This window comes from Microcoleus sp. F10-B2, assembly GCF_036704965.1.
Taxonomy (GTDB): Bacteria; Cyanobacteriota; Cyanobacteriia; order Cyanobacteriales; family Microcoleaceae; genus Microcoleus.
Map to the genome: position 1 here is coordinate 36,439 of NZ_JAUBTB010000053.1, position 18,368 is coordinate 54,806.

Here is an 18,368-nt window from a genome sequence, read left to right on the forward strand (position 1 = left end):
TCTCAAGCAAAGCCGGAGAACCAGTTAAATAATCGCAGCTTTTTGCAAGAACTCAAAATACTGAGATTCACTCAATCAAAGGAAAAAACAATGGTACATACCCCTAATAAACCTGCAACTAAACTACCTCCTTCCAAACACGAATTTGCTGAAGTAATTCACAGACTAGAAGCTGGCGGAGCGATGATTCCAGATACGCCGGAAAATCTGATGCAAATCATCGCTATTTGGAAAGCTTACGCAGTGCCGATGGATTTCTACTGGCGGGATTTGCTTTACATTGCCGAACGGGTATTTTTACACCCGCTTCCTTTCTTTAAATACTTTTTACCTCAAGAGTATTTAGATTTACAAAATCACTATGCAGGCGACGGTGCAGATTTGCGGATCTGGCGCGGGTCTGGAAGTGCTCACCCAGAACTTTTGGAGTTCATGAAGAAGGGTGAAATTGGGAAAATGCCGCGGCTGTTTCACCATTTGTGGCACGATCGCATTAACATGGAATTTGCGGAAGAGTGCATGAGGTCAATGCTTTGGCACCGGCGCTTGTACGCGCAGACCAATCAATTCGATCCTTATTTGGACACGGACGAATACAAGGTTAATGCCGATCGGGCAATTAAAGCTTACTTCAAAAAAGACCCGTTCATGCTGGCACTTCACAAAGCATTTCCAGAAATGTTTTTAGAACAGTGCCGCCAAATGTCTTATTACAGCAATCTCGGTTTATTCTGGGAAGTAATGGCCCCGGTGTTTTTTGAAGCGTCCGACCTTTACGACGAAGGTAAAATTACCACAGTCCCGCAGGCGATGGATTTCCTAGTAAATGGCATATTTGCGATCGCCGGTCGTCCGATTTACCACCACGTTCAAATCGACGGCGAAACCTACGAAATCATCCCTAAATCTAAGGGTTTTACTTGGCTTTACGAAGCAGCGTTACCTTACGTGGAAGCTATATTTTACCGCACTTCGCCGTTCCGAGGAACCAAATCTTACAACGCTCAAGCTAGGGAAGTTCCTGAAGACCAAAAAGACTTCCACTACGGAGTTTTGTATGCAGACAAATTCCTGGTAGGTACGGCGGGCATTCCGCCAACTTTGCTAGCACAAGATATGCTGCATTTCCTGCCGCCTTATTTGATGGATTTCTACAAACAGCGCTGTCGCGGCGAAGACGATATCCTCAATCAAATTGGGGTGACATTTCAGCGATCGATGTACTGCGTTACTTCGGCGGTAATTCAAGCTTTGCGGACTGCTCTTTTGTATCCTTTAGATGACCCTAATCCAAAGCATTTGAAGGCTAATCGGGCTTTCTTTGAGGCTCAGCTCGATCGCTTCTGCCGCCCGGAGTACGGCATGAAATATGCGGCGAAGCTCAAGAATATTCAGACTTCGGATTACAGGTAAAGGATGTTTGTGGGAGGCATCTTAGCTGAAAAGTTCGCCAGTCCGTTAGCCAGGGGTTTAAACCCCTGGCTCAGAGCTGCGAGTCGGTTGAAACCGACTGGGAAAAATCAGAGTTTTTTTAAGCCGTTTCAAAAGTGATATAATATTAAGGCAGTTGGCATCGCAATCATTTATCTCTCTCTTCTTTTTCTCTGATTTCTCTGAGTTCTCTGCGGTTTAATCATTCGGAGACAACCGCAAAGGATATTACGAAAACAAATAACAAATAACTAATAACCAATAACTATGAACAGCAAAGACGTAGCCAAATATATTGAAGCAACTGACGGGATTTCCAAACCTTGGCTTTTGGTGCAACTGCGACTCAAAAAATTGCAAGAAAGGCGATCGGATATTTCTGCTGAAGAGTATGTGACAGAACTCGCCGACATTCAACAAGATTTAATGAATCTTGGGGAATGGTGGCTGGGAATCGAGGATGAGGTGTTCTAGGCGATTTGAAGAATGCTAGGTGCGGGGATGGGTTCACCTTCTTCCTGCCAAGCTTCTAGATACATTTCGAGCACTTCTTCGCCATGTCGAATGGCTTCTGCGCGGGTTTGGCCGTGGGTACAGGGCATGACAACGCGATTGGCAAACTCTGGAATCGTCACGAGGAAAAGTTGATCCTCGTCAGACCATTGGACGATCGTACTGTATCGATTCATGAATCTTCCTCCTTTAACTCGTCGAGTTCGGCTAACAATATTGACAACTGCTTCTCTCTCATAGCGTGGCACATCATCTCCGTCTTTGCCTGGAATTGTTAATGTCTTCCCAATCAAAGGATGCTGCCATCTCTCATGGCTGCCTTTTCCGCGTTTTGGCAAATAAATAAAGCCCTCACGGGTAATCTGAGCTTTTAACTCGCGAATTTTTCTAGGCATGGTGATTGTCTATTTTCTACCTCCATTTTCTCACTTAGCCATTTATTTTAATTTTTCCTTGACCCATTCTCGCAGTTGGTTGTCGGGGCGATCGCGCTTTAAAATTTATCCATCAAATCTTTTTCTTGGGCATAGACATCTCGTAGCTGTTGCAGCGCCGCCTCAGAAATTGCCGATTTAACTGTAGCTAGGAGTTGGGCCCACTCCAGCAAGCTGTCAACTGAAACAGCTTTTTTGAACTTGTAGGTGTAGAATTTAGTCCAAAATGCAGGTGCTTGCTTGCTTTTCCAGCGTTTGTACCATCTGCCAAAATCTTGAGGTGCGATCGGCTTTACTTCTAAAATAGGGGGAAAATCGGCGTAGCTGACAAAACGGCTGATGCCTTTGGCGTGCACGTAAACCATGTAGCGACAGCATTCAATGCGGTAAATCTCGTCTGCTGAGATATTGAACAGGAGTGCAACTGTTTCTTCTGTGACAAATCTCGCCAGGGGATGCAGGATTGGCGATTTGTGGAGAATTTTTGAGCAGGTGAGGGTGCTTGATTTTAGCTGGGATGATGCTATCATGGCTGGTAGACAGCTAGTAACTGTCTATTTAATTTTTGAAGGCGATCGCCCTTAGTTGTCCAGACGTGAGGCGATCGCTTTTTCAGATATCTAATATTAAACGACAGCAGATTGTCATTTGTCAAGTAAGTATGAGCAAAGGCTTGGTGAGGTTGCGGATTCGGGAGTTTGCAGACCAGAACGGCTGGACACTTAAGGAAGTTTCAGATCGATCGGGTGTTGGTTACAGCACCATTAGAAACTACGCCCAATGTCAAGGCATGACAACCGTTAATTTTGCCTACTTGCACAGGCTGGCTCGCATTTTCGATATTATGATTGAGGATTTGGTGGAGATTTTAGAGGAGTAGCCGATCGCCGCTAAGTATTCTTGGTCAAAATAATCTATCTTTACAAAAACACTACGCAATTGCATGAATTGTCAAGCATGGGTTTAGTAAGAATTAAAGTCAGAGAACTAGCGGCCGAGAAAGGGTGGACATTAAAGGAAGTTTCAGAACGTTCTGGCGCGGTGTACAACACTGTCAAGCATTATGCCCGCTGTCCAGGGCTGACAACGGTTGACTTCACTTTGCTGCGGAAGTTAGCTCGGACTTTTGATGCGATGATTGAGGATTTGGTTGAGGTTTTGGAGGAATAGGTCGATCGGCTTTTAGTTGTCTAGACCGGGGGCGATCGCTTTTTCAGATGCAATTATCTTAAAACGCAACTGCATTATTTGTCAAGCATGGGTTTAGTCAGAGTAAAAGTGCGAGAGTTAGCGGCCGAGAGGGGCTGGACATTCAAGGAGGTGGCTGAGCGATCGGGCGTGATCTACAGCACCATAACCAGTTATGCTCGTCGTTCAGAAATATCAATGGTTGACTTTACCGCCCTGTACAAGTTAGCGCGGGCGTTTGATGTGATGATTGAGGACTTGGTGGAGATTATTGAGGAATAGGTCGATCGGCTTTTCCACATTTCCACTATAAACCCTTTCGTTTCGTCTTGTCAAGACGCGCTTAAGCACTTTGCATCGCAGCTAAAAGCTCAGCTTAAAGGTGCTAAGATTTAGTCAAAGTTGTTAATCTCCCGTTACCTTTGTGACAATCAAGCAATTTGTTTCGGGGCCTCGGATTCATCTGTGGGATCAATCTAAAATCTAAAATTTAAAATCTAAAATTGGATGACTAGAGCCAGTACCGCCATCGGGGTGAGCCCCATCATCAAGGAAATTGTGCAGAAAAAGGCGCTAGCAACCCGACTAACGCTGAAGGAAATTATCTATGTCGGGATGCTGGCGATTGATGAGTTGGACGAAAAGCGCCTGCAAGAATTGGCTGACAAGGTGCATCAGATGCAGGTCAATGGGGAGATATGAGGGGAGAAGGGCGATTCCCTACGGGATAGCTACGCTTCACACACTTCGGGGGAACCAAGGCAAGGGCGCTCCTATGGAATTCGTCTACTGAAACAAATTCTCATTTTTTTACCAATAAATTGGGGTCTTCTTCTCCTCAACAGGAGCGTTTTCCCATCTAGTATTTGTACCCGTTTCGACGCTCTTAGCCCCACACAGTCTGCTCAAATCAACTATCGTGCTATCAGAGCGCTGATAAAAACAAAAAGGTCGATCGTTGTATTGAGCATGGGGTGGAGCAAAAATAGCAGGCATGGAAAAGCGCTCAGAAGACTGCCTTGGCATTGAGGATACTGGAACTTTCATTTCGGTGGTTGGCTCTGATGGTTTTGCACGGGCTGCCTCGGCCGTTACCATTCCTGACAGTAGCAGAAATGCAACCGAAAGCAGGAGGAGATTCGAGTGTTTCATATTACTTTTCGACAATCTTGCTTCTCAGACTATTGACAAATCCCAGCACTTCGGCTTTATCTGGTGGATTGACCCTATTTTTATCGAGAGCTTGGGATATATCATTAGCAAAAGCATTAAATTCACTGTCCGTCAGACCTCCATCCATTCCACTATGGGAAAGCTTCATAGTCCGCCCTGTATAAACACAAGGCCCCCCTGCTGCTTGGCAGAATTGATCCACTAACAACTGACGCAGCCTCTGTTTTGAGTTTGTGCTCAAGCCAATAAAGTATTTACCAATTAGTTGGTCATTGAATATGAAACTTGCTGCATCATCAATGACTGTTGCGATCGCGTTGTAGCCTCCTAACCTAGTGTAGAGAGATCTTTCTGAAGAACCTTGTGCTATCAGATCTGTAGTTACTTTTTCTGCTGATTCTTGTGCTGACATCACCGGCGTAGAACGAGCGAAACTAGGGCTTAATCTGAAAGTGGTCACAACTATGACTGTGATACAAATTAATGTCAATAACGTTGCCAAAGATTTACTGAGTTTCATTTAAAAATCTCCATTTGTGATGGTAATAGGGTTAATTGAATCTTCAGCAATAAGTCATTTACAGATACATAGGCTTAAGAAGCCGGAAGCCTAAGTCTAAGTTCAACTAAACTTAGTCTTTCTATTCGTGCGATGGTAAAGAGCGATCGCTCGTCACATCAATTGGATAACTTTACCATCTAATTATCTTATGGTATATTTCTTGATATTTCTTAATTAAGTCAGTATTTGCTGATTGACTTCACATTCACATTGTGTTGCCTCTTGTCAAGACGCGCTTAAGCATTTTTCCCCACAGCTAAAAGCTCGGGTGCAAAGTGCTAAGATTCGATCGAAGTGGTTAATCTCCGGTTAGTTTTGTGACCAGAACCAGTACCGCCCTCGGGGTGAGCCCCATCATCAAGGAAATTGTGCAGAAAAAGGCGCTAGCAACCCGACTAACGCTGAAGGAAATTTTCTATGTCCGGATGCTGGCGATTGACCAGTTGGACGAAAAGCGCTTGCAATAATTGGCCCATCGGGTGCATCAGATGCAGGAGAATGGGGAGATTTGAGGCGATGAGGACGATCGCCCTTTTGGTGAAGTGACGTTCGGGGCGATCTCACTTCTCAAAACTTCAAGAACTGGCGAGCTTAGCTTCTTGATTGCTTGTATGCTCTTAGCCAATTTAAGCCGCGCTTAGCACCTAGTTTTTTCTGCATATCTTCCAGAGAACTGTAAACACGCTTATCGCGGATCAGCTTTGCGTATCCATCTTTAACTCCAGGGATTGAGGTAAGGTCAGATTTTGGATTGTTAATAAAATCCAAGAAATCTGTAACGTCTTGAGGCTCAACAACTCTTTCGTTCAGCTTTGACTGCAAAACAGCTTGTTCAATAGCCTTTTCTGCTTCTGGTTGTTTGGCTGCAATCACAAACACCCACAGCCTGACTAGATTAGCTGCCTTAGCTGCTTCATAGATGGGTAAACCAGTTAACAAATGGTAGTGATCTTCTTCATCGGTGAGACAAACAATCGGCAGAGACAGGTTAAAGTTCCAATCAGTTAGAGATTGCGAAACTTTTTTGATGATTGAGGTTGAAGTTCCTGACTTTTCTTGAGCAATTTCTATCTGATTTAAGACTACAAAAGAAGGTTGGCTCTCAATTTTTTTGTAAAAGTTGACCATGTTACTTACTGCTATTCCTTTCTAAGTGATCTATTTGGCTGACGATTTGTTTGGTCAAAGTTGAAAATTGTGTTGCTACACTACTCGCTCCTTTATTCTGCTCAGCAAATAAAGAAAGAGGTTTGCGATCATGAGAAGCTTGACCAACAGCGGTAGCTCGCTTTATCTCTGGAAGAAGAGGGATATCTCGAAATACCTTAGAAACTAAAGCTTTTATAGTAGTGTGCAGCTTAACATTTTCAACCATCATAGGAATTATTCCTAAAATATTTCCTCTCCTACCATCGGTATTATCGTGAATCTCTTTTGCATCTTTTATGGGTATCCTAATTGCATATACTGAGAGATACTCCATCTGTGACGGTATGATTACATACTGAGCAGCAAGGATACCATTCTGAGTAACAGCAGTCAAGCTAGGTGGCGTATCCATAATTACATACTCATAATCGTTTGATAAACCTGATTTCCAAAGGGCATTATCAAGTTTTTTCTGCCAAAAAACACCTAATTTTAAGATGCTACTGTCTGTTGTTTTGTAACTGCTTGGGAGAACATCTATTCTTCCCTTTGTACTATTAGCAAAATTGAGAATTTTATTTAAAGATGAAGGTTGAATATATTCCTTATAGCTAAAACCGTCTTTATCATAGTCTTCTAAAAAATTAATGAGTTCTTTTCGATCTTTAAAGGAATCCAAAATTTGGACAAACTCTTTCAGATTTGTAGCATTATCTAACTCATCAGCTTTATTAACTCCTAAAGATAAACTAGCATTAGCTTGATCATCCAAGTCAACAACTAAAACTCTATTACCTATTTTGGCTAATTCATAAGCGATGTTAACGACTAACGTGGTTTTGCCAACTCCACCCTTAGCTGTGTAAATTGCAATTGTACGCATTTTAACTGTATCCAAAAAATTTCTAACGAAATTTGCTACTGGTTGAACTTGTTCTGGGTTTTCTATATTGTGCTTACACTTTAGAGTCGCGAACCCTTGTGTATATTCGTAAATCTCCACCGAAAACGGATCAATCAGTATCCCAAATCTTGTATTAGAGTATTTCAGATACGTTTCTAACTGAATGCGAGCTGCCGCATCAAGTCTAGTTTTAGCCGTCTTAATTTCAACCAGAAAGTTAATATAGCGACTCAAGTCTTCTACTAAGAAATCAACTTCTTTTTGAGTCCAAACTAACTGACTATTGGCAGTCAGTTTAGGTACTTTAACCTTAAACTCTGGAATCCAGTGAGAATAACTACTCTTGCGAGGCAAACCCGCCATTTCCAGCATTGTCTGAACCAGATGCAGAGACACATAAGCCTCATTATTCCAGTCAGAAGACAGTTGAACCATGTTGAAGACTGAGGCTTTTCTCTATTATTACCCAAAATGAGGTTTAGATCACAGCGCGATCGCCCTCAGATTCCTGATTAAAAGCTTCAGTTAAGCCAAAGACCTAAAAAAATCCCCCGCCAGAAGGCAGGGGATTTCATTTAATTACCTAGAAACCAGAGTTCAGAATTACCCGAATTTCCCGGCTGTCGAGGCAATTACAAAGGCCGCGTAAGTGAAGACGTTGCCCACAGTAAAGTGAACTAAGCCAACCAAACGACCTTGGACGATGGACAAAGCAACAGGCTTGTCTTTCCAGCGAACCAAGTTAGCCAAAGGAGTGCGCTCGTGAGCCCAAACCAAGGTCTCGATCAACTCTTGCCAGTAACCTCTCCAAGAGATCAGGAACATGAAACCAGTGGCCCAAACCAGGTGTCCGAATAAGAATATCCAGGCCCAGATAGACAGGTTGTTAGTACCATACGGGTTGTAACCGTTGATCAACTGAGAAGAATACAGCCAGAGGTAATCGCGGAACCAGCCCATCAGGTAGGTAGAAGACTCATTGAACTGAGCCACGTTACCTTGCCAGATGCCCAGGTGCTTCCAGTGCCAGTAGAACGTTACCCAAGCTAGGGTGTTCAACATCCAGAATACAGACAGGTACATGGCGTCCCAAGCAGAGATGTCGCAAGTACCGCCACGGCCGGGGCCGTCGCAAGGGAAAGCATAACCGAAGTCTTTTTTGTCCGGCATCAGCTTAGAACCGCGTGCATCCAGAGCGCCCTTGACCAAGATCAAAGTGGTGGTGTGCAAGCCTAGTGCGATCGCGTGGTGAACCAAGAAATCGCCAGGTCCGATCGCCAAGAACAGAGAGTTAGTACCGCTGTTAATCGCGTCCAACCAGCCTGGGAGCCATACGTTACCGTAGTTCGGCCAAGCGGTAGAAGCAATGCTGTCAGGGTTAGACAACAGCACGTCCATGCCGTAGAGAGCTTTTCCGTGAGCAGCTTGGATGAACTGTGCGAACACTGGTTCAATCAAGATTTGCTTTTCAGGAGTTCCGAAAGCAACTACAACGTCATTGTGAACGTACAAGCCGAGAGTGTGGAAGCCCAAGAACAGCGACACCCAGCTCAAGTGAGAGATAATCGCTTCTTTGTGCTGCAACACGCGATCGAGCACGTTGCCTTTGTTTGCTTCAGGATCGTAGTCCCGCACCAAGAAGATAGCTCCGTGGGCGAAAGCGCCGACCATGATGAATCCAGCAATGTACTGGTGGTGGGTGTAAAGCGCAGCCTGAGTCGTGAAGTCCTTACCTATAAAAGCGTAGGGAGGCATCGCGTACATATGCTGTGCTACCAGGGAGGTGATTACGCCCAAAGCGGCGAGGTGCCAGCCCAATTGGAAGTGCAGCGAGTTGTTGTAGGTCTCGTAAATGCCTTGGTGAGGCATATTGAAAGGGCCTTCAACTTTCTTGCCAAAGAAGTCTTTAGCATCGCACATTTCTTTGATGCTGTGACCGATACCGAAGTTAGTCCGGTACATATGACCGGCAACGATAAACAGAACTGCGATCGCCAAGTGGTGGTGAGCGATGTCTGTCAGCCACAGGGATTCTGTTTGAGGGTGGAAGCCACCCAAGAAAGTCAGAATTGCGGTTCCCGCGCCTTCGGAAGTACCGAAGACATGGCTCGCTGCATCTGGGTTCTCGGCGTATACGCCCCAGTTACCCGTGAAAAACGGAGCCAAACCGGCCGGGTGAGGTGGGGTAGACAGGAAGTTGTCCCAACCTACGTGCTGTCCGCGAGATTCGGGGATAGCAACGTGAACCATGTGACCAGTCCAAGCCAAAGAGCTGACACCGAACAAACCAGCCAAGTGGTGGTTGAGGCGAGATTCAGCATTTTTGAACCAAGACAAGCTGGGGCGGTACTTGGGCTGGAGGTGCAACCAACCTGCGAACAGGAAGACAGCCGCCAGTAGTAGCAAGAAGATAGCTCCTTGATACAGGTCGGCGTTTGTCCGAATCCCTTGGGTGAACCACCAATGGTAGACACCGGAGTAAGAGATATCCACCGGGTTAGAAGCGCCCCCTTGAGTGAAAGCTTCTACAGCCGGAGCGCCGAATTGCGGGTCCCAAATCGCGTGAGCGATCGGGCGGACGTTTAGGGGGTCTTTAATCCACTGTTCAAAGTTACCTTGCCATGCTACGTGGAACAGGCTGCCCGAAGTCCACAAGAAAATGATTGCTAGGTGGCCGAAGTGAGAAGCAAAAATCTTTTGGTAAAGATTTTCTTCGGTCATGCCATCGTGGCTTTCAAAGTCGTGCGCTGTGGCAATCCCGTACCAGATCCGCCTTGTGGTCGGGTCTTGGGCAAGGTCTTGGCTAAATTTTGGAAATTTCGTTGCCATAAGCCTTGATTAATCCTGAATCCTGAACAAAGTTGAAGGGATTCGGTTCGGAGTTTGGATTCAGAGTTTGAGATTCCTCCCAAATCCCGAATCCAAAACCTAGGGGTAGTTTACCCTACCGAAATGATTCGCGCTAGGAAAAATGCCCACGTAGTGACAATTCCTCCCAGGAGGTAGTGAGCTACACCCACAGCCCGACCCTGAGTAATGCTCAGAGCGCGAGGCTGAATCGACGGAGCTACCTTGAGCTTGTTGTGAGCCCAAACAATCGACTCAATAAGTTCTTGCCAGTAGCCGCGGCCGCTGAACAGGAACATCAAGCTGAAGGCGAACACGAAGTGTCCGGCTAGGAACATCAGACCGTAGGCCGACAGTGCCGAACCGTAGGACTGAATCACCTGAGAAGCTTGCGCCCAAAGGAAGTCCCGCAGCCAGCCGTTAATCGTGAGCGCACTTTGTGCGAAATTGCCGCCAGTGATGTGAGAAATTGTGCCGTCTGGCGATACTGTTCCCCACACGTCCGACTGCATTTTCCAACTAAAGTGGAAAATCACGATCGAGATGGAGTTGTACATCCAGAACAAGCCTAGGAACACGTGATCCCAACCTGAAACTTGGCAGGTGCCGCCACGGCCCGGGCCGTCGCAAGGGAACCGGAAGCCTAAGTTGCCTTTGTCAGGAATCAAGCGAGAACTGCGTGCAAACAACACGCCCTTCAAGAGAATCAGGACTGTAACGTGAATGGTGAAAGCGTGGATGTGGTGGATCATGAAATCCGCCGTACCCAACTCGATCGGCATCATTGCTACTTTGCCGGCGACTACTACTGCACCGCCGCCAAAAGCGTGGCTGACGATTTCCGTAGCATTAGGCGCTGTTGTGCCCGGAGCCAAGGCGTGGATGTTTTGCACCCACTGGGCAAATATCGGACGCAACTGAATCCCGGTATCCGAGAACAAATCTTGAGGACGACCGAAAGCCCGCATCGTGTCGTTGTGAACGTACAAACCGAAGCTGTGGAAGCCCAAGAATATACAAACCCAGTTTAGGTGAGAGATGATTGCATCTCTGTGACGGAGTACGCGGTCGAGCAAGTTATTAACGTGCTGCGCCGGATCGTAGTCCCGCACCATGAAGATTGCTGCGTGAGCGGCTGCACCGACGATCAGGAATCCGCCAATCCACATGTGGTGGGTGAACAGCGATAGCTGAGTCGGATAGTCAGTCGCGATGTACGGATACGGAGGCATCGAGTACATGTGGTGAGCCACGATGATGCTCAGAGATCCCATCCAGGCCAAGTTCCACGACAGTTGGCAGTGCCAAGACTGCGTGAAGATTTCGTACATCCCCTTGTGGCCTTCGCCTGTGAAGGGGCCTTTGTGAGCTTCCAGAACTTCTTTAAAGCTGTGGCCGATGCCCCAGTTAGTGCGGTAGAAGTGACCGGCGACGATGAACAGCACTGCCAACGCTAAGTGGTGGTGCGCTGTATCTGTCAGCCACAAACCGCCTGTGGTGGGGTTCAGACCGCCTTTGAAGGTCAGGAAGTCGGCATAAGCGCCCCAGTTGAGGGTGAAGAAGGGCGTTAGACCTTTAGCGAAGCTTGGGTAGATGTCTGCCATCAAGCTCGGTGTCAAAATCCACTCGTGTGGCAGCGGGATATCGGCAACTGTTTTGATCAGCTTACCGCCGACTGTCAGAGGTGCGCCTGCATCGATCGCGTCCATGCAAGCGTTGATCGGCAGCGAAACGTGAATCTGCTGTCCGGCGTAGCCCAAGCAACCGCAGCCTAGCAAACCTGCCAAGTGGTGGTTCATCATCGATTCCACGTTCTGGAACCATTCCAGTTTCGGAGCGCGGACGTGATAGTGGAACCAACCGGCAAACAGCATCAAAGCTGCCATTACCAGGGCGCCGATCGCAGTGCAATATAGCTGGTATGAGTTAGTGATGCCGTTGGCGCGCCACAGTTGGAATAGACCAGAGGTGATCTGAATCCCGTGAAAGCCGCCGCCTACATCTGCATTTAAAATTTCTTGACCAAAAATCGGCCAGACCACTTGAGCGCTGGGCTTGATGGCTGTAGGATTTGTCAGCCAAGCTTCGTAATTGGAAAATTTAGCGCCGTGGAAATATGCGCCACTCAACCATACGAAGATTACTGCCAAGTGGCCGAAGTGAGCGCTAAAGATTTTGCGCGAAACGTCTTCTAAGTCACTTGTATGACTGTCAAAGTCGTGAGCGTTAGCGTGGAGGTTCCAAATCCAAGTGGTGGTTTTTGGTCCCTTAGCTAGAGTGCGATCGAAATGACCGGGTTTTGACCACTTCTCGAAAGAAGTTGGAACCGGATTCTTATCGACTACTACCCTAGCTTTTACCTCTCGCTCTGGAGGACTAATGGTCATGAAGACTCTCCTCTCGGTAAGACAAGGAACGAGAACTGAATAATGTACCTGACACTCCCCGTGCTTGATTAGGCGGGGGATTCTCGGGAAAGCCGACACTGCTTGCACTTCACTCTTTGCAGAGCTAGACGCAGGTGCATCGTCTCCCCAAGCATTTTGCTTCTTTGAAGAAGCCAGTTTCCCAGTGTCGCTAACAATGTGCCTGGGTACTGCCAACTCTTCTCGCCAGATATGCAGCCCATCGCCTCCTTGATTCAGACTTGATACGGCTGCTCCTTTTGAGGGAGTTTTATGAATTATAAGCTTGCTAGAGAAGTATTAATCGCTTGTTAACAATACTTAAAAAAGGCTCAATTCTTGATGTAATAACGCCTTTAAATTCCACAGTCCCTCGAAAAAGTCAAGGGGTACTGCCATTAACTTTACAAAACTCAAAGATCAAGTAATTGAGGAATACTCATTTGTAGATATATGTTGTGGAAAACGGCTGCGGGAATTAATAGTCGGAGACGATAGGTTGCCCGCTGCTGCCTCAATCCTGGCTCCTACCCGCTTTTGGAATTCATGAGCTGCAATTCCCCAATACTAAATTCATTTTTGGGCTATAGTTCCCTATGAGAAGGCTTCTAGGAGTATGGTTGCGTGATTGGGATCAATTGGCACAGAACGGTTGCGGGCAGGCTGCTGGCATTGTTCGCAGCAGCAGTATTAATTTTGGGTTTAGCAAGTTGTGGCGCGGGCCACCCCGAATTGCCCAAATCAGGGAACAAGAGCGGCTCAGCTACCGCCGAGGTAAATAAAATTTCAGAGGTTTCTCCCCCAGAAGCCATTCAACAACTGCGTCAGGCTCTAAAAATCTACCAGCCTCAAGTTAGTATTTTGAATCCAAAACCTGACGAAGTGCTTCAGGATATAAATGTGTCTGTTCAGTTCCAAGTTAAGGACTTGCCCATTTTCAAAGATGCAAACTTGGGCTTGGGCCCCCATCTGCAAGTTTTATTAGACAACCAACCTTATGCAGCAGTTTACGACATCAACCAACCTTTAACGCTGTCGGGTTTAGAACCAGGAACCCATACCCTGCAAATGTTTGCCGCTCGCCCTTGGGAAGAAAGCTTTAAAAACGAAGGTGCAGCAGCCCAAACCACCTTTCACATTTTTACCAAAACAGACGACAATAATCCCGATCGAACATTGCCCCTATTAACGTACAACAGCCCCCAAGGCAGCTACGGCGCAGAACCCATCCTGCTCGACTTTTACTTGACAAATGCCCCCCAGCACCAAGTGGCGCAAGAAAATTCCCAAGATGAAATACTCGATTGGAAAATTCGAGCCACAGTCAACGGCGAAAGCTTTGCGATCGACCAGTGGCAACCTATATATCTTAAAGGATTCAAACCAGGGAAAAACTGGGTACAGCTAGAATTAATTGACGAACGGGGAAATATCGTCAAAAACGCCTTTAATAATACAGTCAGACTGATAAATTACGAACCGCTCGGTCAAGACACTCTTTCAAAATTACTGCGAGGCGAACTAACAGTAGCAGAAACTCGCGGTATAGTCGATCGTGCTTACCAGGCGCCCGAACCCAAACCAACCCCAACCCCCGAACCACAACCGACACCTGCATTAGAAAAAACACCAGTTGTCCAACCCCCACCAGCGGTTCCAGAAACCCCAGTTACCCAACCGAGCTTAGAAGAGCCAGCAGTCGCTCCGGCAGTTGCTCCAGTTCAAGTAATAGAACCCACACCGACAGCAACCCCCCAACTCGAAGCGCCGAAAATTGTAGAACCCGTTCAAGTAATAGAACCCGCACCGACAGCAACTCCACAGTTAGAAACCCCGAAAATTGTAGAACCCGTTCAAGTAATAGAACCAAAAGCAACAGCATCTCCCGAAGCAAAAAAACAGGAATATAAAGGATACTACAATCGGTTCCGCAACTTTTTGCGTCAAGTTGTCGAACCTGCTACTCCTTCAGAGCCACCAACCCTGCCAGAAATAACAGAAAAAGCTCCAGTACCAAAAGTAATTGCTCCCACGAGCCCAGAACCGTCTCCCAATCTTTTACCGCCAACGCCACCAGTTGCCACTGAAACTCCTAGCCAACCAACCAGCGAATTAGCCTCTCCCGAAACAACAGTTTCCCAACCAGAAAATCAGCCCAAATCCGAACAAAAAGTCGAATTTGCCACCTAACAAAAACTTTCTGGGCTTCGTGGCATGGGCGTCCCGCCCGTCCTCCATCTGCGGTCAAAAATCAAAAATTAGGACAATCGAAAATGACCTATCTCGAAACTGCCGCCAAATTCTACAGCGATGTTGCCGAAACCCCCCAAATCGGACTTTGCTGCGTCCAAAGCAGTCCCTTGCAATTGCCAGGATTAAAAATTCCCGAACAAATGCAAGAAATGAATTACGGCTGTGGCACAACCGTTCACGCCGCCGAACTCGTGGGCAATCCCTTCGTACTTTATGTAGGCGTCGGCGGCGGCCTAGAAGCACTACAATTTGCATATTTTTCAAGACACAAAGGAGCGGTTATTGCCGTCGATCCCGTTGCAGCAATGCGAGACGCGGCTGCACGAAACTTGCAAATAGCCGCCCACGAAAATGATTGGTTTGATCCGAGTTTTGTAGAAATTTGTGAAGGCGATGCTTTTGCGTTGCCAGTGCCGGATGCTTCTGTAGATGTTGTCGCCCAAAACTGCTTGTTTAATATCTTTGAACCCGCAGATTTAGCTAAAGCATTAAAAGAGACTTATCGGGTATTAAAACCCGGTGGCAGATTGTTGATGAGCGATCCGATCGCAACTCGGCCAATTCCGCAGCATTTGAAGCAAGACGAACGCTTGCGGGCCTTGTGTTTGTCCGGTGCTCTGACATACGCAGAATACGTTCAACACCTTGTAGACGTTGGTTTTGGACAAGTCGAAGTGCGGGCGCGCCGTCCTTACCGATTGCTGGACAAACACAATTATCAATTGGATGCAGATTTGCTGTTAGAAAGCCTGGATTCGGTGTCTTTCAAAGTGGATGTACCGGATGACGGAGCTTGCATTTTCACTGGCAAGACGGCGATTTATAGGGGCATGGAAGAGCTGTTTGATGACGGGGCTGGTCACATTTTGCAGCGAGGCGTTCCGGCAGCGGTGTGCGATAAAACTGCTGGGAATTTGGGGGGATTGATGCCGGATCGGGTGTTGATTACTGATTCGACTTGGCATTATAACGGCGGCGGTTGCTGTTAGGTGAAAAAACGGCGGTTTAAACCGCGCCTGCACAAATGAAGCTGCTTGAAACCGCGCAGGCGGGTTTTGTCTGTGTACCCGTAAACTGTGCGATTTCTGAGCGCCCGGTATATTTGCCAGTCTGGTATAGAGAGGTTTTCAACCGCATGAGGTACAATCAGTAAAAGCAATGTGCTAACTCGCTGTCTTGTAGTTGGTAGTCAAATACGCTAGACTACCCTGTTGGGTCGGGTATCCTAACAAGAGAGAGTTAATGACTAGAAGCATCTCTACAGTAGATTTATTTTGTGGTGCTGGAGGACTAACGCATGGGTTTGAACAAGCAGGTCTTCCAGTGAAAGCTGGATATGATATCGATCCCGCGTGTAAATTTCCATACGAACACAACAACAAAGCAAAATTTATATTACAAGATGTCGCAAATATCAGCGGTTCTGAGTTGGGAGAACATTTTTCTACAAGTAGTATAAACATTTTAGCAGGATGCGCTCCCTGTCAACCATTTTCAAGTTATTCAAGACGCTACAACGATCAACAATTGAAGTGGAAACTATGCCGCGATTTTGCTCGTCTGATTGAAGAATCCCAACCAGATGTTATTTCTATGGAAAATGTACTTCAGTTAAAACATCATTCAGTTTTTTATGAATTTATTAACCAGTTGAAAAAGTTAAACTATTGCTTTGAATCTTATGAAGTTAACTGTCTAGATTATGGAGTACCTCAATCTCGAAAGCGATTAGTGTTACTTGCTTCAAAATTTGGCAAAATTAATTTAATTCCAGCGACACATCAGCCAGAACTCTACAAAACAGTACGAGAAACTATTGAACACCTTGAACCCCTTTCTGCGGGTCAAGCTTCTACAAGAGATTGGCTACATAGATGTAGTAAACTTTCTGAATTAAATCAGCGTCGTATTCGTGCTTCCAAACCTGGAGGAACTTGGCGAGATTGGCCTAAAAACTTAATCGCAGAATGCCACTTAAAAACAAGTGGTAAAACTTATCCAGCAGTGTATGGTAGAATGGAATGGGATAAACCTAGTCCAACTATCACTACGCAGTGTTTTGGTTTTGGTAATGGTCGGTTTGGTCATCCCGAACAAGATAGGGCTATCTCTCTGAGAGAAGCAGCTTTATTACAAACCTTTCCGCCAGCCTATCAGTTTGTAGCCTATGATAAACCAGTGGCGATCGATATAGTAGGGCGATTGATTGGCAATGCTGTGCCTGTCAAACTTGGTCAAGTTATTGCCAAAAGCATCCTAAATCATATTGAAGACTTTAGTTAAGGAGTGCCGAAAGTAGATGAATCCAAGTAGTCTTGATTTGATAAATATTGTTTAATATTTTGCAGTATTTGCCTTAAATATGTGACCGTCTTATTCTTAATTTCTAATAACTCATCTGCAGTTTTATCTTTCCCTACCTCTGCAAAAGATTTCAAGCCATGTGCTAAATCATTTCTATTTGACTTAATTATCAACAAATCTATTCCGTCACCTGTTTTGGCAGAGTCAGTTCTATGTAAAAATCCATACTCAGTTGCCGTAGTTCGTATTTTTCTACCATCAAGGTTTCCAGAAAAAAGATCTTCTTTATCAAAACCAGCAATAATAATGTCAATGGAAATAGCTGTTATGCTTGAAAATATTTTGTCAGGATCTCGCTTCTTTAAGTTCTTGAGGACTATTTTTTTAAGTTCAGGTCTAATTTGGTCGTAGGAAACTCTTTGACCTTGGAGTTCATCAAATATTGCTTGGATCGCGTTTCGCATTGTTGATTCCACTAGGTTATAGAGCAACAGAAAACCACTAGCTTTTAACGTCTTAATTAACTCAGAATCAATTTCTTTAATTTTAGAAATTCCTCCCTGACCTTGCATACTTAATTTAGTAGTTCCCTGTTCCAAACTCTTCAAGAACATAAAATATTTGCTCACTTCTTTAGAACGTTCATTGAAGTCCTGAAATAATGTGCTAGTCATGCTTTACCGAGAAGTCGATCGCGAACATATTCAATCCGCTTAATTACTTTAGGTTTAGAGTTACTTGCGTCAGAAGTAGTATATTCCTTGAATTCTGGTGAGTCAAGCCATTTCATTGACTTTGGCACAAGATCATTTTTTTCTCTTAAGGCAAGTGCAACACCTACAGAAATTGCCTCAAATCGAATTCTTGGTGTTTTAACATGACCTTTTGATTTGCTAAATCCATTGGAAAAGTATTTTTCAACAAAGTCTAACATTGTATGAAATTCAGAGCGCATACCATCTTGGTCAATTCCATTATGGTTATGTGCTTCTAGATATTCATTAAGAAATTCATTAACTCGTTTGTCAAAGTTTTTATAATTATTTAAATATGCAAAAAAACGAAGGACAAATTCTTCGGGTTCCCGTTTGCGGACAAGTGCCTCCGACAAGGGGCATAGTTTAATAAATGGCGTTGCTGAATTACGGTATGATACGGGCAAAAATACGAGAGGGAACCCGAAAATGATTTTTGAGATTTTGATG

Annotated in this window: 19 protein-coding genes and 2 pseudogenes; 10 read left to right on the plus strand and 11 right to left on the minus strand. The window is 45.5% G+C overall.

Translation table 11 applies throughout. The features are described from left to right. Window positions 1–90 precede the first annotated feature (90 nt). The gene (locus QUA99_RS20405) at window positions 91–1,413 is read left to right on the plus strand and encodes a CO2 hydration protein (RefSeq protein ID WP_333240161.1); all 1,323 of its coding nucleotides are present in this window, start codon (window positions 91–93) and stop codon (window positions 1,411–1,413) included. A 285-nt stretch (window positions 1,414–1,698) separates the two neighbouring features. Then, on the plus strand, window positions 1,699–1,905 hold the full coding sequence (locus QUA99_RS20410) for a hypothetical protein (protein ID WP_333240163.1): 207 nt from the start codon (window positions 1,699–1,701) through the stop codon (window positions 1,903–1,905). On the opposite strand, the gene QUA99_RS20415 is transcribed toward QUA99_RS20410, so the two are convergent. From QUA99_RS20415 to QUA99_RS20425, 3 genes and pseudogenes are all read right to left on the minus strand, one after another. Beyond that, the gene (locus QUA99_RS20415; RefSeq protein WP_333240192.1) at window positions 1,902–2,120 is read right to left on the minus strand and encodes a type II toxin-antitoxin system HicB family antitoxin; all 219 of its coding nucleotides are present in this window, start codon (window positions 2,118–2,120) and stop codon (window positions 1,902–1,904) included. The two genes, QUA99_RS20410 and QUA99_RS20415, sit on opposite strands and share 4 nt — an antisense overlap. Before the next feature lie 120 nt (window positions 2,121–2,240). Further along, a pseudogene (locus QUA99_RS20420) lies at window positions 2,241–2,339 on the minus strand (type II toxin-antitoxin system HicA family toxin); the annotation flags it as partial. Window positions 2,340–2,437: 98 nt separating this feature from the next. Next, window positions 2,438–2,908: a hypothetical protein gene (locus tag QUA99_RS20425; RefSeq protein WP_333240165.1), complete on the minus strand. Its 471-nt coding sequence runs from the start codon at window positions 2,906–2,908 to the stop codon at window positions 2,438–2,440. A gap of 131 nt (window positions 2,909–3,039) precedes the next feature. On the opposite strand from QUA99_RS20425, the gene QUA99_RS20430 reads away from it, so the two are divergent. The 4 genes from QUA99_RS20430 (at window position 3,040) to QUA99_RS20445 (ending at window position 4,268) form a co-directional block, all read left to right on the plus strand. Continuing rightward, entirely contained in the window at window positions 3,040–3,258 is a 219-nt protein-coding gene (locus QUA99_RS20430; protein WP_333158825.1) for a helix-turn-helix transcriptional regulator, read from the plus strand. A 77-nt stretch (window positions 3,259–3,335) separates the two neighbouring features. Next, window positions 3,336–3,548 carry a helix-turn-helix transcriptional regulator gene (locus QUA99_RS20435; RefSeq protein ID WP_333240167.1) on the plus strand — a complete coding sequence of 71 codons (213 nt, stop codon included), beginning with the start codon at window positions 3,336–3,338 and terminating at the stop codon, window positions 3,546–3,548. 87 nt (window positions 3,549–3,635) lie between these two features. Next, window positions 3,636–3,848 carry a helix-turn-helix domain-containing protein gene (locus QUA99_RS20440; RefSeq protein ID WP_006631308.1) on the plus strand — a complete coding sequence of 71 codons (213 nt, stop codon included), beginning with the start codon at window positions 3,636–3,638 and terminating at the stop codon, window positions 3,846–3,848. Window positions 3,849–4,073: 225 nt separating this feature from the next. Continuing rightward, entirely contained in the window at window positions 4,074–4,268 is a 195-nt protein-coding gene (locus tag QUA99_RS20445; RefSeq protein WP_333063872.1) for a hypothetical protein, read from the plus strand. A gap of 108 nt (window positions 4,269–4,376) precedes the next feature. Here QUA99_RS20445 and QUA99_RS20450 read toward each other — a convergent pair whose 3' ends face one another. After that, a complete protein-coding gene (locus tag QUA99_RS20450) occupies window positions 4,377–4,718 on the minus strand; it encodes a hypothetical protein (RefSeq protein ID WP_333240169.1) in 342 nt (113 codons plus the stop codon). A gap of 1 nt (window position 4,719) precedes the next feature. Then, on the minus strand, window positions 4,720–5,259 hold the full coding sequence (locus QUA99_RS20455) for a group 1 truncated hemoglobin (RefSeq protein ID WP_333240171.1): 540 nt from the start codon (window positions 5,257–5,259) through the stop codon (window positions 4,720–4,722). Between the two features lie 359 nt (window positions 5,260–5,618). Here QUA99_RS20455 and QUA99_RS20460 point away from each other — a divergent pair, with 359 nt between their 5' ends. After that, window positions 5,619–5,768 carry a hypothetical protein gene (locus tag QUA99_RS20460; RefSeq protein ID WP_333240173.1) on the plus strand — a complete coding sequence of 50 codons (150 nt, stop codon included), beginning with the start codon at window positions 5,619–5,621 and terminating at the stop codon, window positions 5,766–5,768. A 124-nt stretch (window positions 5,769–5,892) separates the two neighbouring features. On the opposite strand, the gene QUA99_RS20465 is transcribed toward QUA99_RS20460, so the two are convergent. From QUA99_RS20465 to psaA, 4 genes are all read right to left on the minus strand, one after another. Then, window positions 5,893–6,429, minus strand: coding sequence for a hypothetical protein (locus tag QUA99_RS20465; protein ID WP_333240175.1), 537 nt, complete (start codon window positions 6,427–6,429; stop codon window positions 5,893–5,895). A gap of 1 nt (window position 6,430) precedes the next feature. After that, window positions 6,431–7,789 carry an AAA family ATPase gene (locus QUA99_RS20470; RefSeq protein WP_333240177.1) on the minus strand — a complete coding sequence of 453 codons (1,359 nt, stop codon included), beginning with the start codon at window positions 7,787–7,789 and terminating at the stop codon, window positions 6,431–6,433. Between the two features lie 168 nt (window positions 7,790–7,957). Continuing rightward, window positions 7,958–10,183: a photosystem I core protein PsaB gene (psaB, locus tag QUA99_RS20475; protein ID WP_333240179.1), complete on the minus strand. Its 2,226-nt coding sequence runs from the start codon at window positions 10,181–10,183 to the stop codon at window positions 7,958–7,960. Window positions 10,184–10,293: 110 nt separating this feature from the next. Further along, window positions 10,294–12,588, minus strand: a complete 2,295-nt coding sequence (gene psaA / locus QUA99_RS20480) for a photosystem I core protein PsaA (protein ID WP_333240181.1) — start codon at window positions 12,586–12,588, stop codon at window positions 10,294–10,296. Window positions 12,589–13,230: 642 nt separating this feature from the next. On the opposite strand from psaA, the gene QUA99_RS20485 reads away from it, so the two are divergent. From QUA99_RS20485 to QUA99_RS20495, 3 genes are all read left to right on the plus strand, one after another. Beyond that, the gene (locus tag QUA99_RS20485) at window positions 13,231–14,796 is read left to right on the plus strand and encodes a hypothetical protein (RefSeq protein ID WP_333240183.1); all 1,566 of its coding nucleotides are present in this window, start codon (window positions 13,231–13,233) and stop codon (window positions 14,794–14,796) included. Window positions 14,797–14,879: 83 nt separating this feature from the next. Continuing rightward, window positions 14,880–15,848: an arsenosugar biosynthesis arsenite methyltransferase ArsM gene (gene arsM / locus QUA99_RS20490; RefSeq protein WP_333240185.1), complete on the plus strand. Its 969-nt coding sequence runs from the start codon at window positions 14,880–14,882 to the stop codon at window positions 15,846–15,848. 253 nt (window positions 15,849–16,101) lie between these two features. Continuing rightward, window positions 16,102–17,142 carry a DNA cytosine methyltransferase gene (locus QUA99_RS20495; RefSeq protein WP_333240187.1) on the plus strand — a complete coding sequence of 347 codons (1,041 nt, stop codon included), beginning with the start codon at window positions 16,102–16,104 and terminating at the stop codon, window positions 17,140–17,142. On the opposite strand, the gene QUA99_RS20500 is transcribed toward QUA99_RS20495, so the two are convergent. Continuing rightward, on the minus strand, window positions 17,139–17,837 hold the full coding sequence (locus tag QUA99_RS20500) for an MAE_28990/MAE_18760 family HEPN-like nuclease (RefSeq protein WP_333240189.1): 699 nt from the start codon (window positions 17,835–17,837) through the stop codon (window positions 17,139–17,141). The genes QUA99_RS20495 and QUA99_RS20500 overlap by 4 nt on opposite strands. Then, window positions 17,834–18,368, minus strand: a pseudogene (locus QUA99_RS20505) (DUF262 domain-containing protein); the annotation flags it as partial. The gene QUA99_RS20500 and the pseudogene QUA99_RS20505, both read right to left, overlap by 4 nt.

Bases quoted from the DNA above. Each gene is read 5' to 3' on its own strand.
- QUA99_RS20405 (WP_333240161.1), top strand. From the start codon at position 91: ATGGTACATACCCCTAATAAACCTGCAACTAAACTACCTCCTTCCAAA.
- QUA99_RS20410 (WP_333240163.1), top strand. From the start codon at position 1,699: ATGAACAGCAAAGACGTAGCCAAATATATTGAAGCAACTGACGGGATT.
- QUA99_RS20415 (WP_333240192.1), bottom strand. From the start codon at position 2,120: ATGAATCGATACAGTACGATCGTCCAATGGTCTGACGAGGATCAACTT.
- QUA99_RS20425 (WP_333240165.1), bottom strand. From the start codon at position 2,908: ATGATAGCATCATCCCAGCTAAAATCAAGCACCCTCACCTGCTCAAAA.
- QUA99_RS20430 (WP_333158825.1), top strand. From the start codon at position 3,040: ATGAGCAAAGGCTTGGTGAGGTTGCGGATTCGGGAGTTTGCAGACCAG.
- QUA99_RS20435 (WP_333240167.1), top strand. From the start codon at position 3,336: ATGGGTTTAGTAAGAATTAAAGTCAGAGAACTAGCGGCCGAGAAAGGG.
- QUA99_RS20440 (WP_006631308.1), top strand. From the start codon at position 3,636: ATGGGTTTAGTCAGAGTAAAAGTGCGAGAGTTAGCGGCCGAGAGGGGC.
- QUA99_RS20445 (WP_333063872.1), top strand. From the start codon at position 4,074: ATGACTAGAGCCAGTACCGCCATCGGGGTGAGCCCCATCATCAAGGAA.
- QUA99_RS20450 (WP_333240169.1), bottom strand. From the start codon at position 4,718: ATGAAACACTCGAATCTCCTCCTGCTTTCGGTTGCATTTCTGCTACTG.
- QUA99_RS20455 (WP_333240171.1), bottom strand. From the start codon at position 5,259: ATGAAACTCAGTAAATCTTTGGCAACGTTATTGACATTAATTTGTATC.
- QUA99_RS20465 (WP_333240175.1), bottom strand. From the start codon at position 6,429: ATGGTCAACTTTTACAAAAAAATTGAGAGCCAACCTTCTTTTGTAGTC.
- QUA99_RS20470 (WP_333240177.1), bottom strand. From the start codon at position 7,789: ATGGTTCAACTGTCTTCTGACTGGAATAATGAGGCTTATGTGTCTCTG.
- psaB (WP_333240179.1), bottom strand. From the start codon at position 10,183: ATGGCAACGAAATTTCCAAAATTTAGCCAAGACCTTGCCCAAGACCCG.
- psaA (WP_333240181.1), bottom strand. From the start codon at position 12,588: ATGACCATTAGTCCTCCAGAGCGAGAGGTAAAAGCTAGGGTAGTAGTC.
- arsM (WP_333240185.1), top strand. From the start codon at position 14,880: ATGACCTATCTCGAAACTGCCGCCAAATTCTACAGCGATGTTGCCGAA.
- QUA99_RS20495 (WP_333240187.1), top strand. From the start codon at position 16,102: ATGACTAGAAGCATCTCTACAGTAGATTTATTTTGTGGTGCTGGAGGA.
- QUA99_RS20500 (WP_333240189.1), bottom strand. From the start codon at position 17,837: ATGACTAGCACATTATTTCAGGACTTCAATGAACGTTCTAAAGAAGTG.